Raw genomic sequence first — 19,324 nt, forward strand, 5'->3', positions numbered from 1 at the left:
CCAAGCGGTCTTAGGAAGACAAAACATTCTACCAACTCCTTGGCTCACAGAACGACATGGCTACGATCCGACTTAGGCGCGGGCGATGCGGGCGTTGCGCGAGGTGCTGGAAAAGACTGAGAACGTGGGCGACCGCTTCGCCGAAGAAGCGCGGCGCATTCACTATAACGAAGCGCCCGCACGCAATATTCGCGGTGTCACGACACCCGAAGATGCAAAAGCTCTGGTCGAAGAAGGCATCGACGTGATGCCGCTGCCGATTCCTGCCGCGCTGAAAGAACCGCTGCAATAACGTGCGCGGTGTCCCGGCGGCGAGGCACTCAACGTGAAGGGGCCGCGGCAGGGAGAATCCGCGTATGGATCTGAACTACACGCCCGCCGAAAACGAATTTCGCGCCGCGATTCGCGCATGGCTCGCGGCGAATCTGCCGCGCGCGCTCTCCGATAAGGTTCTGCAGCACAAACGTCTGAATCGCGACGACTACGTGAGCTGGCACAGGCTGACCGGAGCGCGCGGCTGGTCCGCGCCCGCGTGGCCGGCCGGGTACGGCGGCCCTGGCTGGAACGCGATCCAGCGCCATATCTGGGATGAGGAATGCGCGCGCATCGGCGCGCCGCTCGTGCTGCCGTTCGGCGTATCGATGGTCGCGCCGGTGCTGATGAAATACGGCAGCGATGCCCAGAAGCAGCACTATCTTCCGCGCATTCTCGACGGCACCGACTGGTGGTGCCAGGGCTATTCCGAGCCGGGCGCCGGTTCGGATCTCGCGTCGCTGCGCACGCGTGCCGAGCGCAGCGGCGACCGCTACGTGGTGAACGGCCAGAAAACGTGGACCACGCTGGGCCAGCATGCGGACATGATGTTCTGCCTCGTGCGCACCGATGGCGATGCGAAGAAGCAGGAGGGCATCTCGTTCCTGCTGATCGACATGAAGAGCCCCGGTATTACGGTGCGGCCGATCATCACGCTCGACGAAGATCACGAAGTCAACGAAGTCTTTTTCGAAGACGTCGAGGTGCCGCTCGAGAATCTCGTCGGCGAAGAAAATCGCGGGTGGACTTACGCGAAGTATCTGCTGGGCCACGAGCGCACCGGCATCGCGCGCGTCGCCAGTTCGAAGCGCGAGCTGGTATTCCTGAAGCGGCTCGCGCTCGCGCAGCACAAAAACGGCAAGCCGCTGCTGCATGATCCCGTGTTCGCCGCGAAGGTCGCGAGCGTCGAGATCGATCTGATGGCGCTCGAGGTCACGGTGCTGCGCGTCGTCGCAAACGAAACGCAGGGGCGCGGGCCGGGACCGGAGGCGTCGCTGCTGAAAATCAAGGGCACGGAAATTCAGCAGGCGCTGACCGAACTCATGGTCGAAGCAATCGGACCGCTGGCCGCGCCGTTCGACGTGCCGTTCCTCGAAGGCGAGCGCGCACACAGCATAGCCGGCGACGACGATGCGGCGCCGCTTGCCGCGTACTACTTCAACTTCCGCAAGACGTCGATTTACGGCGGCTCGAACGAAATCCAGAAGAACATCATCGCGCAGATGATGCTCGGACTTTGAGGAGCGGCGCATGGACTTCACGTTCAACGACGAACAGCAGCAACTGGCGAACGCGCTGCGCCGGTATCTGGAAAAGGAATATGGATTCGAGGCGCGCCGCGCGATCATCGCGTCGGCGGCGGGCGTGTCGGATACGCAGTGGGCCGCATTCGCCGAACTCGGTCTGAGCGCGTTGCCGGTACCCGAAGCGCACGGCGGGTTTAGCGGCAATGCGATCGATATGCTGGTCGTGATGCAGGAGCTGGGGCGCGCGCTCGCCGTCGAGCCGTACTGGGCGACCGTAACGGGCGTCGAGGCGCTGCGGCTTGCGGGCGGCGACGAAGCCGACCACGCACTGCTCGACAAGGTCGCACGAGGCGAACTCAAACTTGCCGTCGCGTTTCACGAGCCGGGCGCGCGCTATGACCTGTTTGCAGTCGGGACGAAGGCCGCGCGGCACGATCATCGATACATGCTCGACGGCACGAAGTCCGTCGTTCAGCAAGGTGCACAGGCCGACTTCTGGATCGTGCCCGCGCGCGTCGATGCCGGCGAGATCGCGTTGTTCGTCGTTGCGCGCGGTGCCGCGGGTGTCGACGTCACCGACTATCGGACCATCGACGGCCAGCGCGCCGCAACGCTAAGGTTCGCCCAAACGCCTGCGCGGCCACTGAGCCTTGGCGATACGCGAGCCGGCGCGGCCACGCTCGAGCGCATCGCCGACTACGCTACGGTGCTGCTATGCGCTGAAGCGCTCGGCGCACTCGACGCGCTGAACCGGGCGACAGTCGAATACACGAAAACCCGCGAACAGTTCGGCGCACCGATTGCGCGTTTCCAGGCGCTGCAGCATCGGATGGTCGATATGATGATTCACACCGAACAGGCGCGCTCGCTCACGTACGTGGCGGCAATCCGCTATGCAACGAGCGCCGCTGACGACGAGCGGCGCCGCGCGGTGTCGGCGGCTAAGGCGCGCATCGGGCAGGCGGCACGCTTCGTCGGTCAGCAGGCGATCCAGTTGCACGGCGGCATGGGCATGACGAACGAGGTGATGGCGGCGCATCTGTTCAAGCGGCTTTCGATCATCGAAACGACGCTTGGCGATGTCGATCACCATCTCGCGCGCTTCGCCGCGCTACCGGGTTTCGCGGCCGCCGACGCCATCGATTGACGGCCGTGGTCCAGTTCCAATTCACCGACGCAAGGGGCAGACATGGGGCTCAGCTATGAAGACTTCGAAGTGAACAGGACATACGAGATCGGCGAGCACACGTTCACGCGCGACGAGATCGTCGCGTTCGCGCAGCAGTTCGATCCGCAGCCGTTTCACGTCGACGAAGCAGCGGCGGCCGCGTCGCCGTTCGGCGCGCTGATCGCAAGCGGCTGGCACACGTGTTCGGTGATGATGGGTCTGCTCGTGCGTCATTCGACAGCGGGCTCGACGTCGATGGGCTCGCCCGGCATCGACGATATCCGCTGGCTCAAGCCCGTGCGCGTCGGCGACACGATCCGCATGACGTCGACGGTGCTCGACAAGCGCGTGTCGTCGAGCAAGCCTGACCGGGGCATCGTGACGACGCAGTGGGAGGGCGTCAATCAGCATGGCGAGACGGTGATCACGGTGCGCGCCAAAGTGATCTACGGCTTGCGGCATCCGGGCGCGCCCGGGTGACGGCCGACGTGGATACCGCGCTTATCGGTTCGAACCCGCATCCGCGTACTTCGCCAGTTCAAGCTTCGCGATCGCATTGCGATGCACTTCGTCGGGACCATCGGCGAACCGCAGCCAGCGTGCCGTCGTATAGGCATAAGCGAGCGGAAAGTCATCGCTCATGCCAGCCCCGCCGTGCGCCTGAATCGCCCAGTCGATCACCTGGCACGCCATATTCGGTGCGACGACCTTGATCATCGCGATCTCGCCGCGTGCGCCTTTGTTGCCGACCGTGTCCATCATGTAGGCGGTTTTCAGCGTCAGCAGACGCGCCTGCTCGATCATGCAACGCGCCTCGGCAATGCGCTCCTGCGTGACGGTCTGCGCGGCGATCGGCTTGCCGAACGCGACGCGCTGCAGCGCACGCTTCGACATCAGTTCGAGCGCGCGCTCGGCAAGACCGATCAGCCGCATGCAGTGGTGAATGCGGCCCGGCCCGAGCCGCCCCTGCGCGATTTCGAAACCGCGTCCGACGCCGAGCAGCAGATTCGACGCCGGCACGCGCACGTTGTCGAGCGTAATCTCCATATGGCCGTGCGGCGCATCGTCGTAGCCGAACACCGTGAGCGGCCGATGCACGGTAATGCCGGTCGCGTCCGACGGGACGAGGATCATCGACTGCTGCTGATGGCGCGGCGCATCGGGGTCGGTTTTGCCCATCACGATGAAGAGCTTGCAGCGCGGGTCGCCCGCACCCGATGACCACCATTTATGCCCGTTGATCACGTAGCTGTCGCCCTCGGGCGTGATACGCGTCTGAATATTCGTTGCATCCGACGACGCGACTTCCGGCTCCGTCATCAGAAACGCCGAACGGATCTGTCCTTGCAACAGCGGCTCGAGCCATTCGCGCTTGTTCTCTTCGCTGCCGTAGCGCTCGAGCGTTTCCATATTGCCTGTATCGGGCGCGCTGCAATTGAACACCTCGGGTGCCCACGGCACGCGGCCCATGATCTCGCAGAGCGGCGCGTACTCGAGATTGGTCAGTCCGGCGCCGCGCTGCGAATCGGGCAAAAAGAGGTTCCACAGGCCCGCGTCGCGCGCACGCTGCTTCAGTGTTTCGATCAGTTCGGTCGGTACCCACGCATTGCCGTTCTGGCGGTTCAGCGCGATTTCGGCGGCGAATGCGCGCTCGTTCGGATAGATATGCTCGTCGAAGAAAGCGCACAGTTTTTCGCACAGCGCCTGCACTTTCGGGGTGTAGTCGAAATTCATTCTTGCCTCTTCAGTTGCACATCGATTGCACAATTAGCGCGCTTTCTGCGCGTACCGCCATGCGAGCTCCGCCATCGGCCGCGCGCGGCGGCCCGCATCGAGCGCCTGCGCGCTGGCCGCGGTGCCGTCGACGACGCGTTTCATGATTCCCTGCAGAATCGCCGCAATACGGAACATGTTGTACGCAAGGTAGAAATTCCAGTCGCCGCGAATCTCGAGGCCCGTGCGCGCGCAATAGCGCTCCACATATGCGGCTTCGTCGGGAATGCCGAGCGCCGGCCAGTCGAGGCCGGCGATGCCGCGAAACTGCGCGGGATCGACGTGCCACGCCATGCAGTGATACGCGAAGTCGGCGAGCGGATCGCCTAGCGTCGACAGTTCCCAATCGAGTATCGTTAGCACGCGCGGTTCCCGCGGATCGAAGATCAGATTGTCGAGCCGGTAATCGCCGTGCACGATCGAGACGCGCGACTCGGTTTCGTTCGGAATATGCTGCGGCAGCCAGTCGATCAGCCGTTGCATCGCGTCGATCGGCTCGGTTTCGGACGCGGCGTATTGCTTGCTCCAGCGGCCGATTTGCCGCGTGAAATAGTTGCCCGGTTTGCCGTAGCCGGTCAGGCCGATGGCGGCGGGATCGACGCGATGGAGCGCCGCGATCACGCGGTTCATCTCGTCGTAGATCGCGGCGCGCTGTTCAGCGGTCATGCCCGGCAGCGAGGGGTCCCACAGCACGCGGCCCTCGACGTGCTGCATCACATAGAACGCGCGGCCGATCACGCTTTCGTCTTCGCACAGCGCGAGCATGTGCGCGACCGGCACACCGCTGTCGCGCAGCGCATGCATGACGCGGTATTCGCGCTCGATCGCATGGGCCGACGGCAGCAGCTTCGCCGCCGGCCCCGGTTTTGCGCGCAGCACATACGCTCGCGACGGGGTGTTCAGCTTGAACGTAGGATTCGATTGCCCGCCGGCGAACTGCTCGAGCGTGAGCGGGCCTTTGAATCCGTCGACATGCGCGGCAAGCCAGGCGGCGAGCGAGTCGGTGTCGACGCGCTGGTGGTCCGCCACGGGGCGCGTGCCGATGAACGCGGAATAGTCGGTGCTGGCGGGCGCCTTATTGGGCGTCGTATCGGACGTCGCAGCGGACGTCGCAGCGGACGTCGCATCGGGCCTCGTTTGCGGCATTGTCTCCTCCTAACGCCTGGTTGGCGTCTCAGTCGGATGCGCTAACTCTGCTTCTTATATTGACTGAACTTCGCGTACAACATTTCCATCGTCGTATTACGGATGTCGCGATGCAGCGGCGACGGCGGCGAGTGATTGATCAGACGCAGCACCCAGTCGCGCGGCGCGTCGCCGACGTCGAGTGCATTGATGCAGCCGGTCGCCTGCGAGATATGCCCGTAAAACGTGCGGCCGCCGGCAGAAAGCGCGTGCGACAGGATCGCGCGGTTCACGCCGCCGTGCAGCACGAGCAGCACGCAATCCCATGTCGTATCTTCGCGTAGCGCGCCGAGCGCGGGCAGGACCCGATCGAACAGTGCGCCGATGGTTTCGCCGCCGAGAAACTGCGTGTGCTCGGGGACGATTCCATCGAATATGCCGAGAAACGCGGCTTCGATGTCGGTGTCCGGAATACCGCCGAGTTTGCCGCCACGGATTTCGAGCCATGCGGGCTCGATCTCGACGTCGATCTGTTGGCGTGTCTCGTCGAGCACGCGCTGCGCCGTTTCGACGGTGCGCGGCAAGCCGCTTGCAATCACGCGATCGAAGCGGATCTGCTGTTCGGCGAAGGCACGGCCCGCGGCGCTCGCCTGCTCGCGGCCGTTCGCGTTGAGCGGCACCGTGTCCGGGTCGATCATGCGGCCCGAGGCGTCGAAGTAGGTGACGTCGCCATGCCGCATCAGATAAATCCGGCGGCGCTTCGGTAATTGATATTGAGGCATGGTGTGAGCGCGAAAGTCTGCCGCGATTATTTGTAGATGGGCGTGCGTTTCTCGAGGAACGCGCTGATGCCTTCGAGTGCATCGCGGTGATGGAGCGACGCCACGAAGTTGTCGCGTTCCGCAGCGAGATGCGCGTCGAGCGGTTGCGAGCCGGCCGCGCCGATCAGCGCCTTGATGCGCGTGACCGCATTCGGCGACAGCTTGCCGAGATCGTCGGCCCATGCGAGCGCCGCGTCGCGCACCGTGCCAGGTTTCGCGAGCCGGTTCACCACGCCCAGTTCGTACAGACGCGCCGCGCCGATCGGCTTGCTCTCGAGCAGCACTTCGGTCGCGATCTGGCGCGGCAATGCGCGCGCGAGAAACCACGAGCCGCCGCCGTCGGGCGTCAGGCCCACGCGTGCATACGACATCGCGAATTTCGCATCGTCGGCGGCGATGATCAGGTCGCATGCGAGCGCAAGCGAGAAACCGGCGCCGGCCGCCGCGCCTTCGACCGCGGCGATGACCGGCTTCGTCGACGCCTGCAGTGTCGCGATCCACTCGCCCAGCAGGTCGATATTGCGCGCCTGCACCGAAGGATCTTTCGCGCGGTTTTCGAGCAGCCGGTTCAGATTGCCGCCCGCGCAGAAGAACTGATCGGCGCCGGTCAGCACGATCGCGCGTACCGACGCGTCGCGTTCGGCGGTTTCGATTGCTTCGATGCCGGCCGCGTACATATCCGGATGCAGCGCGTTGCGCGCACCTGGATTCGACAACGTCAGCACGAGCGTCGTCTCGCTTTCGGCGGGGCGCGCGGCAAGCAGTTCGGCGGTCATTGCAGTGGCTCCCTGGAGTTCGGCGTTTCGGTATCGGCCGCGTCCGCTTGCGTCAGCGACAGGCCCAGTTGTGCGCGGCGCGCGAGCCATGGCGACGGGCGGTAGCGCGGGTCGCCGAGCACATTGTGCATATTGCGCAAAATCGTCAGGATGGTTGGCGCGCCGAGCGCATCGCCGAGCGCGAGCGGCCCGTGCGGATAGCCGAGCCCGAGCGTGACGGCGAGATCGATGTCCTGTGGCGTCGCGATCTGCCGTTGCGCGATGTCGCAGCCGATATTGACGATCATTGCGACGACGCGTTGCGCGACGAAGCCCGCCGAATCGCGGATCACGGTCACGGGCACGCCGTCGGCGGCAAACAGCGCGTGCGCGCTGTCGCGTGCGGCGCGCGTCGTTGCGGGCGTGGTCATCAGCGTGCGGCGCGCTGCATCGGCCGACGGAAACAGCGGGAACAGCGCATCGATAGCGACGACGCGTGTCGCGTCGAGTTGTTCGTCGAGCGCGGCCGTCGTCGCATCGAGCCCGAACGGTGTGACGACGATCAGCGAGCCGGCGCCAGGTGTGGCGCCCGTGTCGAGCGCAACGCCCGCTTGCTCGACGAGCGCCTGCACCGCGTCGTGCGCCTGCGCGTGCCGCTTGCTGATCCAGACGCGCTGCGGCAAAGCGGCGGCCGGTGCAGCGGGCTCCTGCGGCGCTTGCTGCTGGCCGTCGACATAACGATAAAAGCCTTCGCCCGCTTTGCGTCCGAGCAATCCGCCCGCGAGCCGGTTTGCCGTAATCGGCGACGGTGTAAAGCGCGGCTCTTCGTAGAACTGGTGATAGATCGATTCCATGACCGGATGCGACACGTCGAGCGCGGTCAGGTCGAGCAGCTCGAACGGCCCGAGCCGGAAACCGGCCTGCTCGCGCATGATGCGATCGACATCGACGAAGCTCGCGACGCCTTCGTCGGCGATGCGCAAGCCTTCGGTATTCATGCCGCGCCCCGCATGATTGACGATGAAGCCCGGCATATCCTTCGCGCGCACCGGCGTGTGGCCCATGCGCCGCGCGAGATCCATCAATGCGTCGCCGACGGCCCGATCGCTGCGCAGTCCGTCGACCACCTCGACGACCTTCATCAGCGGCACCGGATTGAAGAAGTGATAGCCGGCCACGCGCGACGGATCGCTGCAGCCTGCGGCGATCGCGGTAATCGACAGCGACGACGTATTCGACGCGAGCACGCAGCGGCCGCTCACGATCGATTCGAGCTCGCGAAACAGCGCGCGCTTCGCGTCGAGCTTTTCGACGATGGCTTCGATGACGAGATCGCAATCGGCGAATTCAGCGAGCGCTTGCGCACCGGATACGTTCGCGAGCGCAGCGCGTGCGGCGATGTCGTCGAGCTTGCCTTTCGCGATGAGTTTCGCGAATGTATTGGCGAGATAGTCGCGCGCGGCCGTCACGGCAGACGCGTTCGTATCGAACAGCCGCACGTTGAGTCCGGCGAGCGCCGCGATCTGCGCGATGCCGCGTCCCATTGCGCCGGTGCCGACGATGCCGATGGTCTCGATGCCGCGCGTCCCGCGCGTGCCTGCGTGACTGTCGCGAGCGTTCCCGGGAGAGAGGGGAGTCATTGCGTCGTTTGTCTCCATGGTTATCCTAAAATAGCACGGGCCGTACCGGCTATGGCGGTTTCGGGCATGACGACGCCGGGGACATGGCAATGCGGGCAGTATCGTTGCCCGACGATCGATGACGATAAAGGGAGACATCGAATGATCAGTCTATGCGGCTTCTCGCTGTCCAACTATTACAACAAAGTCAAATTTGCGCTGCTCGAACACGAGATCCCTTTTGTCGAAGAGACCGTGCAGGCGAGCCAGGACGATGCGGTGCTCGCGCATTCGCCGCTCGGCAAGGTGCCGTTCCTGAAGACCGAGCACGGCAGCCTCTGCGAATCGCAGGCGATTATCGAGTACCTTGCAGCGTGCTATCCGGAGAAGGCGATTTTCTCGAGTGACCCTTGGCAAGCCGCCAAGGAGCGCGAAATGATGCTATTCGTCGACGTGCATCTCGAACTGACCGCGCGCAATCTGTACAAGCAGGCGTTTTTCGGCGGCACGGTGACCGATGCGACGAAAGGGCGCGTCGAAAAGCTGCTGACGCGGTATATCGGCGGCTTCAGGCGTCTCGCGCAGTTCGGACCGTATCTGCGCGGCGATCGATTCAGCGTTGCGGATTTCAGCGGTTTCGTGCATTTGCCGCTCGTCGGTCTTGCAACGCAGCAGGTGTATGGACGCGACTTTCTCGTCGAGGCGGGTATCGACTGGAAAAGCTATTGGAACGCGATCAGTGTGCGTCCGGCCGCGCAGCGTGTGACGGCCGATCGCAAGGCGTACATGGAAACTGCGGGGAAGCGGCGCGCAAGACGTGAATCGTAGGCGCGCGTCGCGCGATTCCGCTGGCTATTTCCGATACCGCGCGTCATCGCCCCGATTTGCGTTTTGCCGTATCAGAGCCGCGCGAGACGGTCGAGCGCCGTGGCGAGCGTCTCTTCCTTCTTGGCGAAGCAGAAGCGCACGACGCCCGATTCGTGCGGCTCGTGATAGAACGCCGAAACCGGAATCGCGGCGACACCGATCTCCCGCGTGAGCCATTGCGCGAAGTCGGCCTCGGGCAGATCGCTGATCGCCGAATAATCGACGCACTGGAAATACGTGCCCGTGCACGGCAGCAGGCGGAAGCGCGAATTCGCGAGGCCTGCGCGGAAGTAGTCGCGCTTGTGCTGATAGAACGCGGCCAGATTCAGATAAGGCGCCGGGTCCTGCATGTAATGCGCAAGGCCCAGCTGCATCGGCGTGTTGACGGTAAACACGTTGAACTGATGGACCTTGCGGAACTCGGCCATGAGCGCGGCCGGCGCCGCGACATAACCGACCTTCCAGCCTGTCACGTGATAGGTCTTGCCGAAGCTCGATACGACGAAGCTGCGCTGGGCGAGCTCCGGATAGCGCGCGACGCTCTCATGCGGCGCGCCGTCGTAGACCATGTGCTCGTACACTTCGTCGGAGACGATCAACACGTTGGTGCCGCGCACGATCGCTTCGAGCTTGCGCATGTCGTCTGCGCGCCAGACGGTGCCGGTCGGATTGTGCGGCGTGTTGATCAGAATAAGCCGCGTCTTCGGCGTTATCGCAGCGGCGAGCCTGTCGAACGGAATCGCGTAGTCGGGCGCTTCGAGCGTGACGAATACCGGTTTGCCGCCTGCGAGTTCGATCGACGGCAGGTAGCTGTCGTAGGTCGGCTCGATCACGACCACCTCGTCGCCCGGATGCACGGCGCAGAGAATCGCGGTCAGGAGCGCCTGCGTTGCGCCGGCCGTTACCGTGATCTCGCTCGCCGCATCGTAGCGGCGGCCATACAGGTTTGCGATTTTCTCCGCGATCGCTTCGCGCAGCGGCGCGATGCCGGCCATCGGCGGGTACTGGTTATGGCCTGTGCGCATCGCGTCCGTTACCGCGTCGACAATGCGCGGGTCGCATTCGAAGTCCGGAAATCCCTGCCCGAGATTGACCGCGTTCTTTTCGACCGCGAGCGCGCTCATTACCGTGAAGATGGTCGTGCCGACGTTCGGCAGGCGGGACGGAAACGAAGGCGTGACGGGCGTGTCGTTCGGTGCATTCATGGCGCGGTCCGGAAGGCGTGGGGCATTAGGGTTGAGAGGCGGGCGTCGGTATGTGGCCGGATTGATCGTTATGCGGGCGCGGACGCTTCGTCGTGCAGCCGGCACGCTTCGACGAACCGGGCCGGCTGCGCAATCCTGAAACCGAAGTCGCGTTCGACGCGGCGCGCGAGCTTCAGCACCGCGCGGTCTTTCGATACGAGCCACTGTGCGCGGCCGCGGTACGCGAGTTCGACGAACTTCTGGTCGTCGCGGTCCTTGCATTGCGGCAACGGCTTGATGGCGGCGGCGCCGTTGGCGACCTCGTCGGGCGCGGGCGGCTCGACAGGTCGAGTCAAACGGGCCAGCGTGTCGAGCGCGGCCTGTTTATCGACGGCGCGCTTCGCAAACTGCGGGTAGTCGAGCACGTAGGCCAGTTCGCCGAGGCAGCGCGCGTCGATCAGCGCGTACAGCGCGCTGCGTTCGAGCGCGGCACGGATCGGGCGCGTGTGCGGATCGTCGAACACGAGGATGTCGATCCACACGTTCGAATCGAGCACGATGCGTGGCGCAGTGTCGGGCACAGCGGGCGCAACAGGCGCAACAGGCGCGACGGGCGCAACTGGCACAGGGCGCGGGGCAAGGGAACCGGGCATGCGTTACATTCGCTACAATCGGGCTTTCGTCTTTGACCGACAGGCACGGCGTGCCTGAAAGCCTCTATGATAATCGTTCTGTCGCCGGCGAAATCGCTCGACTACGAAACCCCGCCGCACGTCAGCAAGCACACGATTCCCGATTTCGTCGACGATGCCGCCGAACTGATCGGCGGTTTGCGCCGGCTGTCACCGCAGCAGATCGCGTCGCTGATGGACATTTCCGATCCGCTCGCGCAACTGAATTTCCAGCGTTACGCCGACTGGTCGCCGCACTTCGGCAAGCACAACGCGAAGCAGGCCGTGCTCGCGTTCAATGGCGACGTCTACGAAGGCTTCGACGCGCGCACGCTGTCGGCCTCCGACCTCGACTATGCGCAGAATCATGTGCGCGTGCTGTCTGGTCTCTATGGGCTGTTGCGTCCGCTCGACCTGCTGCAACCGTACCGGCTCGAAATGGGCACGCAATTCGCGAACGCACGCGGGAAAGATCTCTATGCGTTCTGGGGCGAGCGCATCACGCATGCATTGAACGCACAACTGAAGCGCATCAAGGGTGCGTCGCGCGTGCTGATCAATTGCGCATCGAACGAATATTTCAGGTCGGTCAAGCCGAAGCTGCTCGATGCGCCGGTCGTCACGACAGTGTTCGAAGACTGGAAGGGCGGCCAATACAAGGTGATCAGCTTTCACGCAAAGCGTGCGCGCGGACTGATGGCGCGCTTTGCCGTCGAACAGCGGATCGCCGCGCCCGAGGGGCTCAAGGACTTCGATTCAGAAGGCTACGCGTTCGATGCCAAAGCGTCGAACGATGCCACCTATGTTTTTCGCAGGCGCGTCGCAAGCTGACGGGCCGCACGTCGTGAGCAGGTCAACAGCAGCAATGCCAACAAGCGGGAATACACGATGACGCTTTCGATCACGAGCAACTTCGACGCCGGCGCAATCGAGGTGCTGTCATGCGAGCACGCCGATGACATTCGTCTGCGCGTGCGTCACGACAGCCACGCGGAATTCGCGCAATGGTTCTACTTCCGCCTGTCGGGCGCGCGCGGCGAGCGCTGCGTGATGAAGTTCGAAAACGCCGGCGACTGCGCATTCGCCGACGGCTGGCGCAACTATCACGCGATGGCCAGCTACGATCGCGTGAACTGGTTTCGCGTGCCGACCACCTATGACGGCCGCGTGCTGACGATCGATCACACGCCTGAATTCGACCGCATCTACTACGCGTATTTCGAGCCGTACAGCGAGGAGCGGCATGCGGAATTTCTCGGCGCGGTCCAGCAGATGCCGCATGCGACGCTGACCGAGCCTGGCAGGAGCGTCGAGGGGCGGCCGGTTTCGATGCTGGTGCTGGGGACGCCCGAAGCCGACGATGCGGCGGGTGTCAGGAAGAAACGGATCTGGATCATCGCGCGTCAGCATCCGGGCGAAACGATGGCCGAATGGTTCGTCGAAGGGCTCGTCAAACGGCTCGCGGGCTGGGGTGATTGGGCCGGCGATCCGGTCGCGCGCAAGCTCTACGACCACGCAGTGTTCTACATCGTGCCGAATATGAACCCCGACGGCAGCGTGCACGGCAACCTGCGCACCAATGCGGCCGGCGCGAACCTGAACCGCGAGTGGTTGGATCCCGATGCGGCGCGTAGCCCCGAAGTGCTGGCCGTGCGCGATGCGATTCGCGCGACCGGCTGCGATCTGTTCTTCGACGTTCACGGCGACGAAGTGCTGCCGTATGTGTTCGTCGCGGGCTCGGAGATGTTGCCGGGCTTCACCGAGCGCCAGGCGCGCGAGCAGACCGCGTTTATCGAGGCGTTCAAGCAGGCGAGTCCCGACTTTCAGGACAAGTACGGCTACGAGGCGAGCAAATACCGGCAGGATGCGCTGCGGCTCGCGTCGAAGTTTATCGGCAACGAGTTCGGGTGTCTGTCACTGACGCTCGAGATGCCATTCAAGGACAACGCGAATTTGCCCGATGAACGCGTTGGCTGGAACGGCGAGCGCAGCGCGGCGCTTGGCGCGGCGATGCTGCACGCGATTTTGCGGCATGTGGAGGCGTTTGCGTAGGAACGCATTGCCGCGGCCGGCAAAGGGTGGATCAGCGCGCCGATCCAGCCGCTGATCTCGGGGGCCGCGCGTGCGATCAATGCTTCTTCTTTGCCGCTGACGTCGTTTTGTGCGTCGCGGTCGACTTTGTCGCCTGCGTTTTGCTTGTTGCTTTCGCGGTGGATTTCGCGCCTGACTTCGCGCTGGACTTCGTCGTACCGGATTTCGCCGAGCCGGACTTTGCCGTGGGTTTCACGCCGTTCTTCGTCGAGCCTTTCTTCGACGCTTTCCCCGTGGATTTTTTCGTCGATGATCCGTGGCCGCGTGCCACCTGACTGCCATGCGCGCTGGCCGCGCCCGGCGCTGCCTCGCTGCGCGCCGCTGGCCGCAACGGCGGTACGGGGTCGTTCCATGAGAACGCGAGCATTTGCGCGCCGACATAGCCGCAGCGGAAATGCAGTTCCTCGGGATCGCCGCCGTTCGTGCGAATGCCGAGGCCATCGACGGTGACGATGCTATCGACCTTCACGCGCTGTTTGCGCTCGTCGAACGAGTCGTTCCACGGCGTGACCGACGAATGTACGTTGTCGAATGCGGCAGGCGCGAATTCGACGCGGTCGAATGCGGTCGACGTGCTCGCGACGAAGTTGCCGTGCGCGGCGCAGTCCGCGACGAGCGGATCGGCATGCATGTCGTTGACGAACTGATTGACGAGCTGATTGTGTTGCTCGAGCTGATCGGCCAATGCGAGCGTGGGAGAGGCGAGCGCTACGCCCATCACGCATACCGCGATCCGGCCGACCAACCGCAGCAACCGGCGCGGTACGTTGGTGCGATCCATCTTGTAGTGAATGATGCGTCCGTCACGCGTACGTCGCGTAAGACGCGCGATCGGAACGCAACAGAAGCAAGAAACTGGAGAACAAAAACTGCGGAACGATTCAAGACATCAGGCCAATAAGATGCGCAGATACCGGACCGAGTTCAATCGTGACACAAATATTTGCATCGTCGTGACCCAGATGAGATGACGACGTAGCGGGAGCCTGGCCTCAGGTACGCGGGCCGCCGAGACGATAGCGTCGCACGTCGTAGGTCGTGACCCACGCGGGCCGATAGACGGCGATCAATGCGGTGGCCATGCCGGTGAACCACGCCTCGCCTGACGCGAGCAGGAATACGCTGAACGCGTAGCCGGCCGGAATGACCTTCGGCGAGCCGTCGGAAAGACCGATGTGCGTGGCCAGTGCGGCAGCCGATGCGACTGTCACCGCGATGGCCGGCGACACGAAGCCCTGACCGAAGATGAACATGAAGAGGCTGCGCGGCAGCCACGCTTTGGCGAGGCGCTGCAACAGCGCAGACACGCCGACCGGCAGCGCGCCGAAAATCAGAAACGTGAGCGCGATGCCTTGCCACGGCGCATCGAACACGAGCGCCGCGAGGCCGACCACGGCGGCCATGGCCAGCAGCGCAAGGGCCCAGTCGAATAGCGTGACGACGAGCGTGGCACCGAGCAGATGCAGCACGGTGCCATCCTCAAGCCATGCATTGCTTGCCCATAGCACCGACACCGCGACGATGATCGCGAGCCACACATGCTGGAGCACCGAGTCCTGAAGACGTTTGAAAGGGTTCTTCGACAACGCGAGCGCGAGCAGCGCCGCAGCGGCGATCCAGCCACCGACAGCGACCCATAGCGGAAGCGGAGTATAGAGGAAACCCATATGTCTCATATTACTCGTTGGGCGGCGAAACGTGTGAGCGGATTCCGTGCCAGTCGTCCCGCGCCGCATCCGTCGCTTCGCCTTCCGGTGCGCATTCGGGTGCAGGAGGGGCGGAGTCGCCGCAGTCTGCGCCGACCGCCTGGACGCCCGTTTCCGGTGCCGCAGCGGTGCTTCCGGCGGGCTCCGGAGGCGATGCAGCATCATCGCACGATGCACCGGATGGCTCGACGAACGGCTCCGTTGCTTCGGCTGCCATCGGCAATGGTGTCGCAGTGTCGTTCGCAGGCAACGGATACTTGAATTTGCGGCGCGCGCGGCGGCGCAGCGGCACGATGCCGGGCTGCCCGCGCACGGGTCGCTCCGCGCTCTCCTGGCTCGTGCGCAGCACCTCCAGTTGCGCGTTGAGCCAGCCGTTGTAGATCGCAACCGCGGCCGCCCGATTCGGCGCGCCGAGCTGCTGGAAGATGCTGGCCAGATGTATTTTCACGGTGCCCTCGCTGATGCCGAGCGCACGGGCAATCATCTTGTTCGTGCTGCCCATGTGCACGCAACGCATGATCTGTTCCTGTCGAGGCGACAGACCGCCCGCGAAGCGTATGCGCCGCGCCGGCGCCGGGACGAGCTCGAGCCGACGCGGCACGTCGTCGGAGAGCGAGGGCGTCATGGCTTCGGCGAGGGCGGCCGCCACTTCGTCGGAAGGGTCCGGCGGGGGCGTTTGCACCGAGGATAGAGCCGGCGACACGATGGCGAGCGCTCCGGGCGGGATGTAGTGGCCGCCGAGCAGCACGAGTTCGAGCGCCCGGACGATGAGGCGCGGATCGGTCGAGCGTGGAATCACGCCGAGCACGCCTGTTTCGACGAGGCCGCGCACGCAATCGGGCGACGTGTCGTCGACGAGCACGGCGACCGGCACGTGCGGATGGTCCCTAAAGAGCCCGCGTGCATTCCTGATCGTCATCCAGTCCTGCCAGTCGATGACGAGCAGTTCCGGCGGATGCCGCCGCAGGATGCGGTCGGCCTGACGCCAGTCTTGAGCTTCGTTGAAACGCGCTTTCCGGTCGATCTGCCGCAGCAGTGCCTTGAGCCCTTCGCGCCGTTCGGCGTCTGAGTTGAGAAGCGAGAAACGCATTGCCATGCCTCCTGATGTGTCGATCGAGGTGCCGCGATGCGCGCGAAACGTTAGAGACTGTTGCGCGGCGATGCGTCACCCACCAATCCGATAATGACAAATTCCTTAACGGATGACCGCCTGTCCGATAGGCATAGGATCAGCGCACAAAAATTGAAAAAGCCCCGGGCTGGGCGGGGCTTTTTCGAGTTCGGAGACGTGTTCTTAAGAACAGTGTGAGCCGTCAGTGGAAATGCGGCTGCGCTGGCTCTGCGTCTTCAGGCATTTCTGCATGAACGATCTCGCCGAGTGGATCGGCATACAGCGGCACGCCGCAGTCGTCGCAATATTCGGGTTCGAAGCGCCCTGCATGGCGGCGAATTTCGGTGATGCCCGTTTCCTTCAGCAGCGCGACGATTTCTTCGAGCGGGCCTTCTTCTGCACCGGGCTCCTGCGGTTCCTCATCGATGCCCGGATCGCCGTTCTCGCGGCCATAAAGCGGCCATACGACGCCGTACATCACGTCGTTGCTGCCGCGCCGCGTGAAGCCGATCCGATATTCGTCGATGCGCCGCTCGCCGAAGCCGGCGACCACGGCGCGCAGTTCCTGCGGCGCCGTGCCGATCGTGTCGAAGAGATAGCGTACCGCCGTGCGAACCGTATGCGGGCGTACCCGTTCGTCTGCGTCGCGGCATGCCGAGTAGTACGCATCGGGCAGCAGGCATTCGAATTCGCAGCCCGGCAGCACGACCGACAGGTTCGCACCGCCCTGAGCAGCCCATTGCTCGAGACACTGACCGCGCTCGATGCGCGTGCCGTGCTCTTCCTCCTGCCAGCGGAACACCGGCGCGCCGACCGGCGCGGCGACCACCGCGAGCAGAAAACGCGGGTCTGCGAGAATGGGCGAAGTTTCCGGCAACTCGCCGAAGTTGATCTTCGCGTTGCCGCCGCTCATCGCGGCCTGCGTCAGTTGCTGCGCGAGCCGCCATGTTTCGACGTGATGGCGCGGCAACTGGTCGATGCTGTAGAGAAACGGCGCCATCGCCACACGTGTGTCGGCCGCAAGCACATGCGCCTGCAGGTGCGCGCGCAACGCGTCGGACGCATCGCCCTTCAACGTGCCAGACGGGATCGCGTAGCGGGTCCACGCGAGTACGGGCGCCGCGATCAGCAATGCCTCGTACGTCGCGCCCTCGTGCTCGACGACGAGCGACTCGCTATGCGTCTCGGCCATGTCGGCGAGCGCGCCGTATGCGTCCGGGTGATTCTGCTGCAGATGGTCGAGAGCGGCGTCGAGCGTGGTCTGATTGCCGTTGCGAACGATCTTCGCAAGCATGGCATCGAGTTTCGCTTCCCAGAAACGGTCTTCAGTGCGGCTGCCCGATGCGAATAGGGCAAGCGACAGACCGACCAGCTTGTCGGCATCGGGAGGGAGGCGTTTGGCTATTCGCGAGCGCATAAATCCGAAGGTTGTGTGCGGAGAACCATATATTCTAGTCCTTTCTATCGCGCGATATGTCCGGGATGCACACAAGGCTGCTGGAGGTCTGCATTGCGAAGCAGTCGATTCAGGGTGACGGCAGGGTGGAACGTCGCGCGAAATTGCGTGCCGTAACGCTCTCCTATACTGACTGGGCGAGCTTTGTGTTGCAACAACGACTGTCGCCGTGCTCTGGCATAGGGAGAGCCTCATGGTGAAATCGGACCAGCTTATCGAGCGACTCGCGGCCGTGTTCGCGCTGATCATCCTGGTCGGCGGCTCACTGCTCGTACTCGCGCCTTTCACAACCGCGCTGCTGTGGGGCGCGATTCTGAGCTTCAGCTCATGGGGGCTGTACTGCAGACTGGCCGCGGTGCTCGGCGGGCGGCGCAAGTGGGCCGCGACGCTGATGGTGCTGATGATCCTGGTCGTCGTGCTCGGCCCGTTTGTGTATGCGGGCTTCGCATTCGGCGCGCATGCACGCGACATCACGGCGTTCGTGCAGCGCGTTTTCGACGGAGGGCTGCCCGATCTGCCGCCGTGGGTCGCGCATATTCCGCTCGTCGGCACGAATATCGAAGCGTTCTGGGAGCGTGTGACGAGCAGCAGCTCCGAGATGGCCGCGCAATTGCGCACGCTGGCCGCGCCGGCCGGCAAGTGGATTCTCGCGGCTGCGCTCGCGGTGACGCATGGTCTCGGCTTGCTCGCGCTCAGCATCATTCTCGCGTTCTTTTTCTATACCGGCGGCGAGGGCGCGGCTGCGTGGCTCAACGCCGGCATGCGGCGCGTGGCCGGCGAGCGCGCCGACTATCTGCTCGCGCTCGCGGGCAGCACGGTAAAGGGCGTGGTCTACGGCATTCTCGGCACCGCGCTTGTGCAGGGAGTGCTGGCGGGGTTCGGCTGCTGGATCTCCGGCGTTCCGGCGCCCGCGCTGCTTGGGCTCGCGACGTTCTTTCTGTCGGTGATACCGGGTGGCCCAGTCGTGGTCTGGCTGCCGGCCGCGATCTGGCTTTATCACGGCGGCGAGACCGGGTGGGCGATTTTCCTGATCATTTGGGGCGTCGTGGTAGTCGGCATGTCCGATAACGTGGTCAAGCCGATCCTGATCGGCAAGAGCAGCGACATGCCGCTGATTCTCGTGATGCTCGGGATTCTCGGCGGCGCGTTTGCATTCGGTTTTCTCGGTGTGTTTATCGGTCCGACGTTGCTGGCTGTTGCCTATACGGTGTTGCGCGACTGGACCGTGGGTTCGGCGCTCGCGCGGGGAGCTGTCGTGAGCGAATCGGCTGTCGTTGCGGCAGATGCGCAAGGCGCTTCCCGCGAGGTCGAAAAGGCTCCCGAAAAATAAAGCACGCTTTTCCACTTGCGCGTGCTGTGGCGAGTAGCTAGAATCGCCGTCTTTCGCGCTTCGGACAGCGTCTTTGTGAGGCGCAGTT

General features: G+C 64.1%; 17 protein-coding genes and 2 pseudogenes. 8 read left to right on the forward strand and 11 right to left on the reverse strand.

What is annotated here, in order from left to right; genetic code table 11:
* Positions 1–76 precede the first annotated feature (76 nt).
* The 4 genes and pseudogenes from QYH69_RS34705 to QYH69_RS34720 all read left to right on the forward strand — a co-directional run.
* A pseudogene (locus tag QYH69_RS34705) lies at positions 77–292 on the forward strand (DUF1178 family protein); the annotation flags it as partial.
* A 64-nt stretch (positions 293–356) separates the two neighbouring features.
* A complete protein-coding gene (locus QYH69_RS34710; RefSeq protein ID WP_308836178.1) occupies positions 357–1,553 on the forward strand; it encodes an acyl-CoA dehydrogenase family protein in 1,197 nt (398 codons plus the stop codon).
* 10 nt (positions 1,554–1,563) lie between these two features.
* Positions 1,564–2,706 carry an acyl-CoA dehydrogenase gene (locus QYH69_RS34715; RefSeq protein ID WP_308836179.1) on the forward strand — a complete coding sequence of 381 codons (1,143 nt, stop codon included), beginning with the start codon at positions 1,564–1,566 and terminating at the stop codon, positions 2,704–2,706.
* A gap of 42 nt (positions 2,707–2,748) precedes the next feature.
* Positions 2,749–3,207, forward strand: a complete 459-nt coding sequence (locus tag QYH69_RS34720) for a MaoC family dehydratase (protein ID WP_308836180.1) — start codon at positions 2,749–2,751, stop codon at positions 3,205–3,207.
* Positions 3,208–3,228: 21 nt separating this feature from the next.
* Here the strand turns inward: QYH69_RS34720 and QYH69_RS34725 are convergent, their stop codons facing one another.
* The 5 genes from QYH69_RS34725 to QYH69_RS34745 are packed head-to-tail and all read right to left on the reverse strand — an operon-like array spanning position 3,229 to position 8,745.
* Complete coding sequence (locus QYH69_RS34725; protein ID WP_308836181.1) at positions 3,229–4,461, reverse strand: acyl-CoA dehydrogenase family protein; 1,233 nt, start codon at positions 4,459–4,461, stop codon at positions 3,229–3,231.
* 33 nt (positions 4,462–4,494) lie between these two features.
* Entirely contained in the window at positions 4,495–5,646 is a 1,152-nt protein-coding gene (locus QYH69_RS34730) for a phosphotransferase (RefSeq protein ID WP_308836182.1), read from the reverse strand.
* A 41-nt stretch (positions 5,647–5,687) separates the two neighbouring features.
* Positions 5,688–6,407, reverse strand: coding sequence for a histidine phosphatase family protein (locus QYH69_RS34735; RefSeq protein ID WP_308836183.1), 720 nt, complete (start codon positions 6,405–6,407; stop codon positions 5,688–5,690).
* A 26-nt stretch (positions 6,408–6,433) separates the two neighbouring features.
* A complete protein-coding gene (locus tag QYH69_RS34740) occupies positions 6,434–7,222 on the reverse strand; it encodes an oxepin-CoA hydrolase, alternative type (protein WP_308836184.1) in 789 nt (262 codons plus the stop codon).
* Entirely contained in the window at positions 7,219–8,745 is a 1,527-nt protein-coding gene (locus QYH69_RS34745; protein WP_374992561.1) for a 3-hydroxyacyl-CoA dehydrogenase, read from the reverse strand. Before QYH69_RS34745 ends, QYH69_RS34740 begins: the two co-directional genes overlap by 4 nt.
* Positions 8,746–8,982: 237 nt before the next feature.
* On the opposite strand from QYH69_RS34745, the gene QYH69_RS34750 reads away from it, so the two are divergent.
* Positions 8,983–9,648, forward strand: coding sequence for a glutathione S-transferase (locus QYH69_RS34750; RefSeq protein WP_308836186.1), 666 nt, complete (start codon positions 8,983–8,985; stop codon positions 9,646–9,648).
* Between the two features lie 71 nt (positions 9,649–9,719).
* Here the strand turns inward: QYH69_RS34750 and QYH69_RS34755 are convergent, their stop codons facing one another.
* A complete protein-coding gene (locus QYH69_RS34755; RefSeq protein WP_308836187.1) occupies positions 9,720–10,892 on the reverse strand; it encodes a pyridoxal phosphate-dependent aminotransferase in 1,173 nt (390 codons plus the stop codon).
* Positions 10,893–10,960: 68 nt separating this feature from the next.
* Positions 10,961–11,524 carry a putative toxin-antitoxin system toxin component, PIN family gene (locus QYH69_RS34760; protein WP_308836188.1) on the reverse strand — a complete coding sequence of 188 codons (564 nt, stop codon included), beginning with the start codon at positions 11,522–11,524 and terminating at the stop codon, positions 10,961–10,963.
* A 66-nt stretch (positions 11,525–11,590) separates the two neighbouring features.
* On the opposite strand from QYH69_RS34760, the gene yaaA reads away from it, so the two are divergent.
* Together yaaA and QYH69_RS34770 are read left to right on the forward strand one after the other, a co-directional pair.
* A complete protein-coding gene (gene yaaA / locus QYH69_RS34765) occupies positions 11,591–12,373 on the forward strand; it encodes a peroxide stress protein YaaA (protein ID WP_308836189.1) in 783 nt (260 codons plus the stop codon).
* Positions 12,374–12,430: 57 nt separating this feature from the next.
* Positions 12,431–13,594: a M14-type cytosolic carboxypeptidase gene (locus tag QYH69_RS34770; RefSeq protein WP_308836190.1), complete on the forward strand. Its 1,164-nt coding sequence runs from the start codon at positions 12,431–12,433 to the stop codon at positions 13,592–13,594.
* 76 nt (positions 13,595–13,670) lie between these two features.
* Here the strand turns inward: QYH69_RS34770 and QYH69_RS34775 are convergent, their stop codons facing one another.
* From QYH69_RS34775 to QYH69_RS34790, 4 genes and pseudogenes are all read right to left on the reverse strand, one after another.
* On the reverse strand, positions 13,671–14,414 hold the full coding sequence (locus QYH69_RS34775; protein WP_308836191.1) for a BspC domain-containing protein: 744 nt from the start codon (positions 14,412–14,414) through the stop codon (positions 13,671–13,673).
* Between the two features lie 211 nt (positions 14,415–14,625).
* Complete coding sequence (locus tag QYH69_RS34780; RefSeq protein WP_308836194.1) at positions 14,626–15,300, reverse strand: energy-coupling factor ABC transporter permease; 675 nt, start codon at positions 15,298–15,300, stop codon at positions 14,626–14,628.
* Positions 15,301–15,484: 184 nt separating this feature from the next.
* Positions 15,485–16,429 (reverse strand): annotated as a pseudogene (locus QYH69_RS34785) (LuxR C-terminal-related transcriptional regulator); the annotation flags it as partial.
* A 223-nt stretch (positions 16,430–16,652) separates the two neighbouring features.
* A complete protein-coding gene (locus QYH69_RS34790; RefSeq protein ID WP_308836192.1) occupies positions 16,653–17,867 on the reverse strand; it encodes a DUF2863 family protein in 1,215 nt (404 codons plus the stop codon).
* Between the two features lie 232 nt (positions 17,868–18,099).
* Between QYH69_RS34790 and QYH69_RS34795 the strand changes: the two genes are divergently transcribed.
* Positions 18,100–19,236, forward strand: a complete 1,137-nt coding sequence (locus tag QYH69_RS34795) for an AI-2E family transporter (protein WP_308836193.1) — start codon at positions 18,100–18,102, stop codon at positions 19,234–19,236.
* Positions 19,237–19,324: the final 88 nt, after the last annotated feature.

It is taken from the genome of Paraburkholderia sp. SARCC-3016 (genome assembly GCF_031119615.1).
In the GTDB taxonomy this organism is placed as follows: Bacteria; Pseudomonadota; Gammaproteobacteria; order Burkholderiales; family Burkholderiaceae; genus Paraburkholderia.

What these genes read in the sequence shown, in the direction of transcription:
- QYH69_RS34710 (WP_308836178.1), top strand. Translation starts at nt 357, where the DNA reads ATGGATCTGAACTACACGCCCGCCGAAAACGAATTTCGCGCCGCGATT.
- QYH69_RS34715 (WP_308836179.1), top strand. Translation starts at nt 1,564, where the DNA reads ATGGACTTCACGTTCAACGACGAACAGCAGCAACTGGCGAACGCGCTG.
- QYH69_RS34720 (WP_308836180.1), top strand. Translation starts at nt 2,749, where the DNA reads ATGGGGCTCAGCTATGAAGACTTCGAAGTGAACAGGACATACGAGATC.
- QYH69_RS34725 (WP_308836181.1), bottom strand. Translation starts at nt 4,461, where the DNA reads ATGAATTTCGACTACACCCCGAAAGTGCAGGCGCTGTGCGAAAAACTG.
- QYH69_RS34730 (WP_308836182.1), bottom strand. Translation starts at nt 5,646, where the DNA reads ATGCCGCAAACGAGGCCCGATGCGACGTCCGCTGCGACGTCCGCTGCG.
- QYH69_RS34735 (WP_308836183.1), bottom strand. Translation starts at nt 6,407, where the DNA reads ATGCCTCAATATCAATTACCGAAGCGCCGCCGGATTTATCTGATGCGG.
- QYH69_RS34740 (WP_308836184.1), bottom strand. Translation starts at nt 7,222, where the DNA reads ATGACCGCCGAACTGCTTGCCGCGCGCCCCGCCGAAAGCGAGACGACG.
- QYH69_RS34745 (WP_374992561.1), bottom strand. Translation starts at nt 8,745, where the DNA reads ATGGGACGCGGCATCGCGCAGATCGCGGCGCTCGCCGGACTCAACGTG.
- QYH69_RS34750 (WP_308836186.1), top strand. Translation starts at nt 8,983, where the DNA reads ATGATCAGTCTATGCGGCTTCTCGCTGTCCAACTATTACAACAAAGTC.
- QYH69_RS34755 (WP_308836187.1), bottom strand. Translation starts at nt 10,892, where the DNA reads ATGAATGCACCGAACGACACGCCCGTCACGCCTTCGTTTCCGTCCCGC.
- QYH69_RS34760 (WP_308836188.1), bottom strand. Translation starts at nt 11,524, where the DNA reads ATGCCCGGTTCCCTTGCCCCGCGCCCTGTGCCAGTTGCGCCCGTCGCG.
- yaaA (WP_308836189.1), top strand. Translation starts at nt 11,591, where the DNA reads ATGATAATCGTTCTGTCGCCGGCGAAATCGCTCGACTACGAAACCCCG.
- QYH69_RS34770 (WP_308836190.1), top strand. Translation starts at nt 12,431, where the DNA reads ATGACGCTTTCGATCACGAGCAACTTCGACGCCGGCGCAATCGAGGTG.
- QYH69_RS34775 (WP_308836191.1), bottom strand. Translation starts at nt 14,414, where the DNA reads ATGGATCGCACCAACGTACCGCGCCGGTTGCTGCGGTTGGTCGGCCGG.
- QYH69_RS34780 (WP_308836194.1), bottom strand. Translation starts at nt 15,300, where the DNA reads ATGGGTTTCCTCTATACTCCGCTTCCGCTATGGGTCGCTGTCGGTGGC.
- QYH69_RS34790 (WP_308836192.1), bottom strand. Translation starts at nt 17,867, where the DNA reads ATGCGCTCGCGAATAGCCAAACGCCTCCCTCCCGATGCCGACAAGCTG.
- QYH69_RS34795 (WP_308836193.1), top strand. Translation starts at nt 18,100, where the DNA reads ATGGTGAAATCGGACCAGCTTATCGAGCGACTCGCGGCCGTGTTCGCG.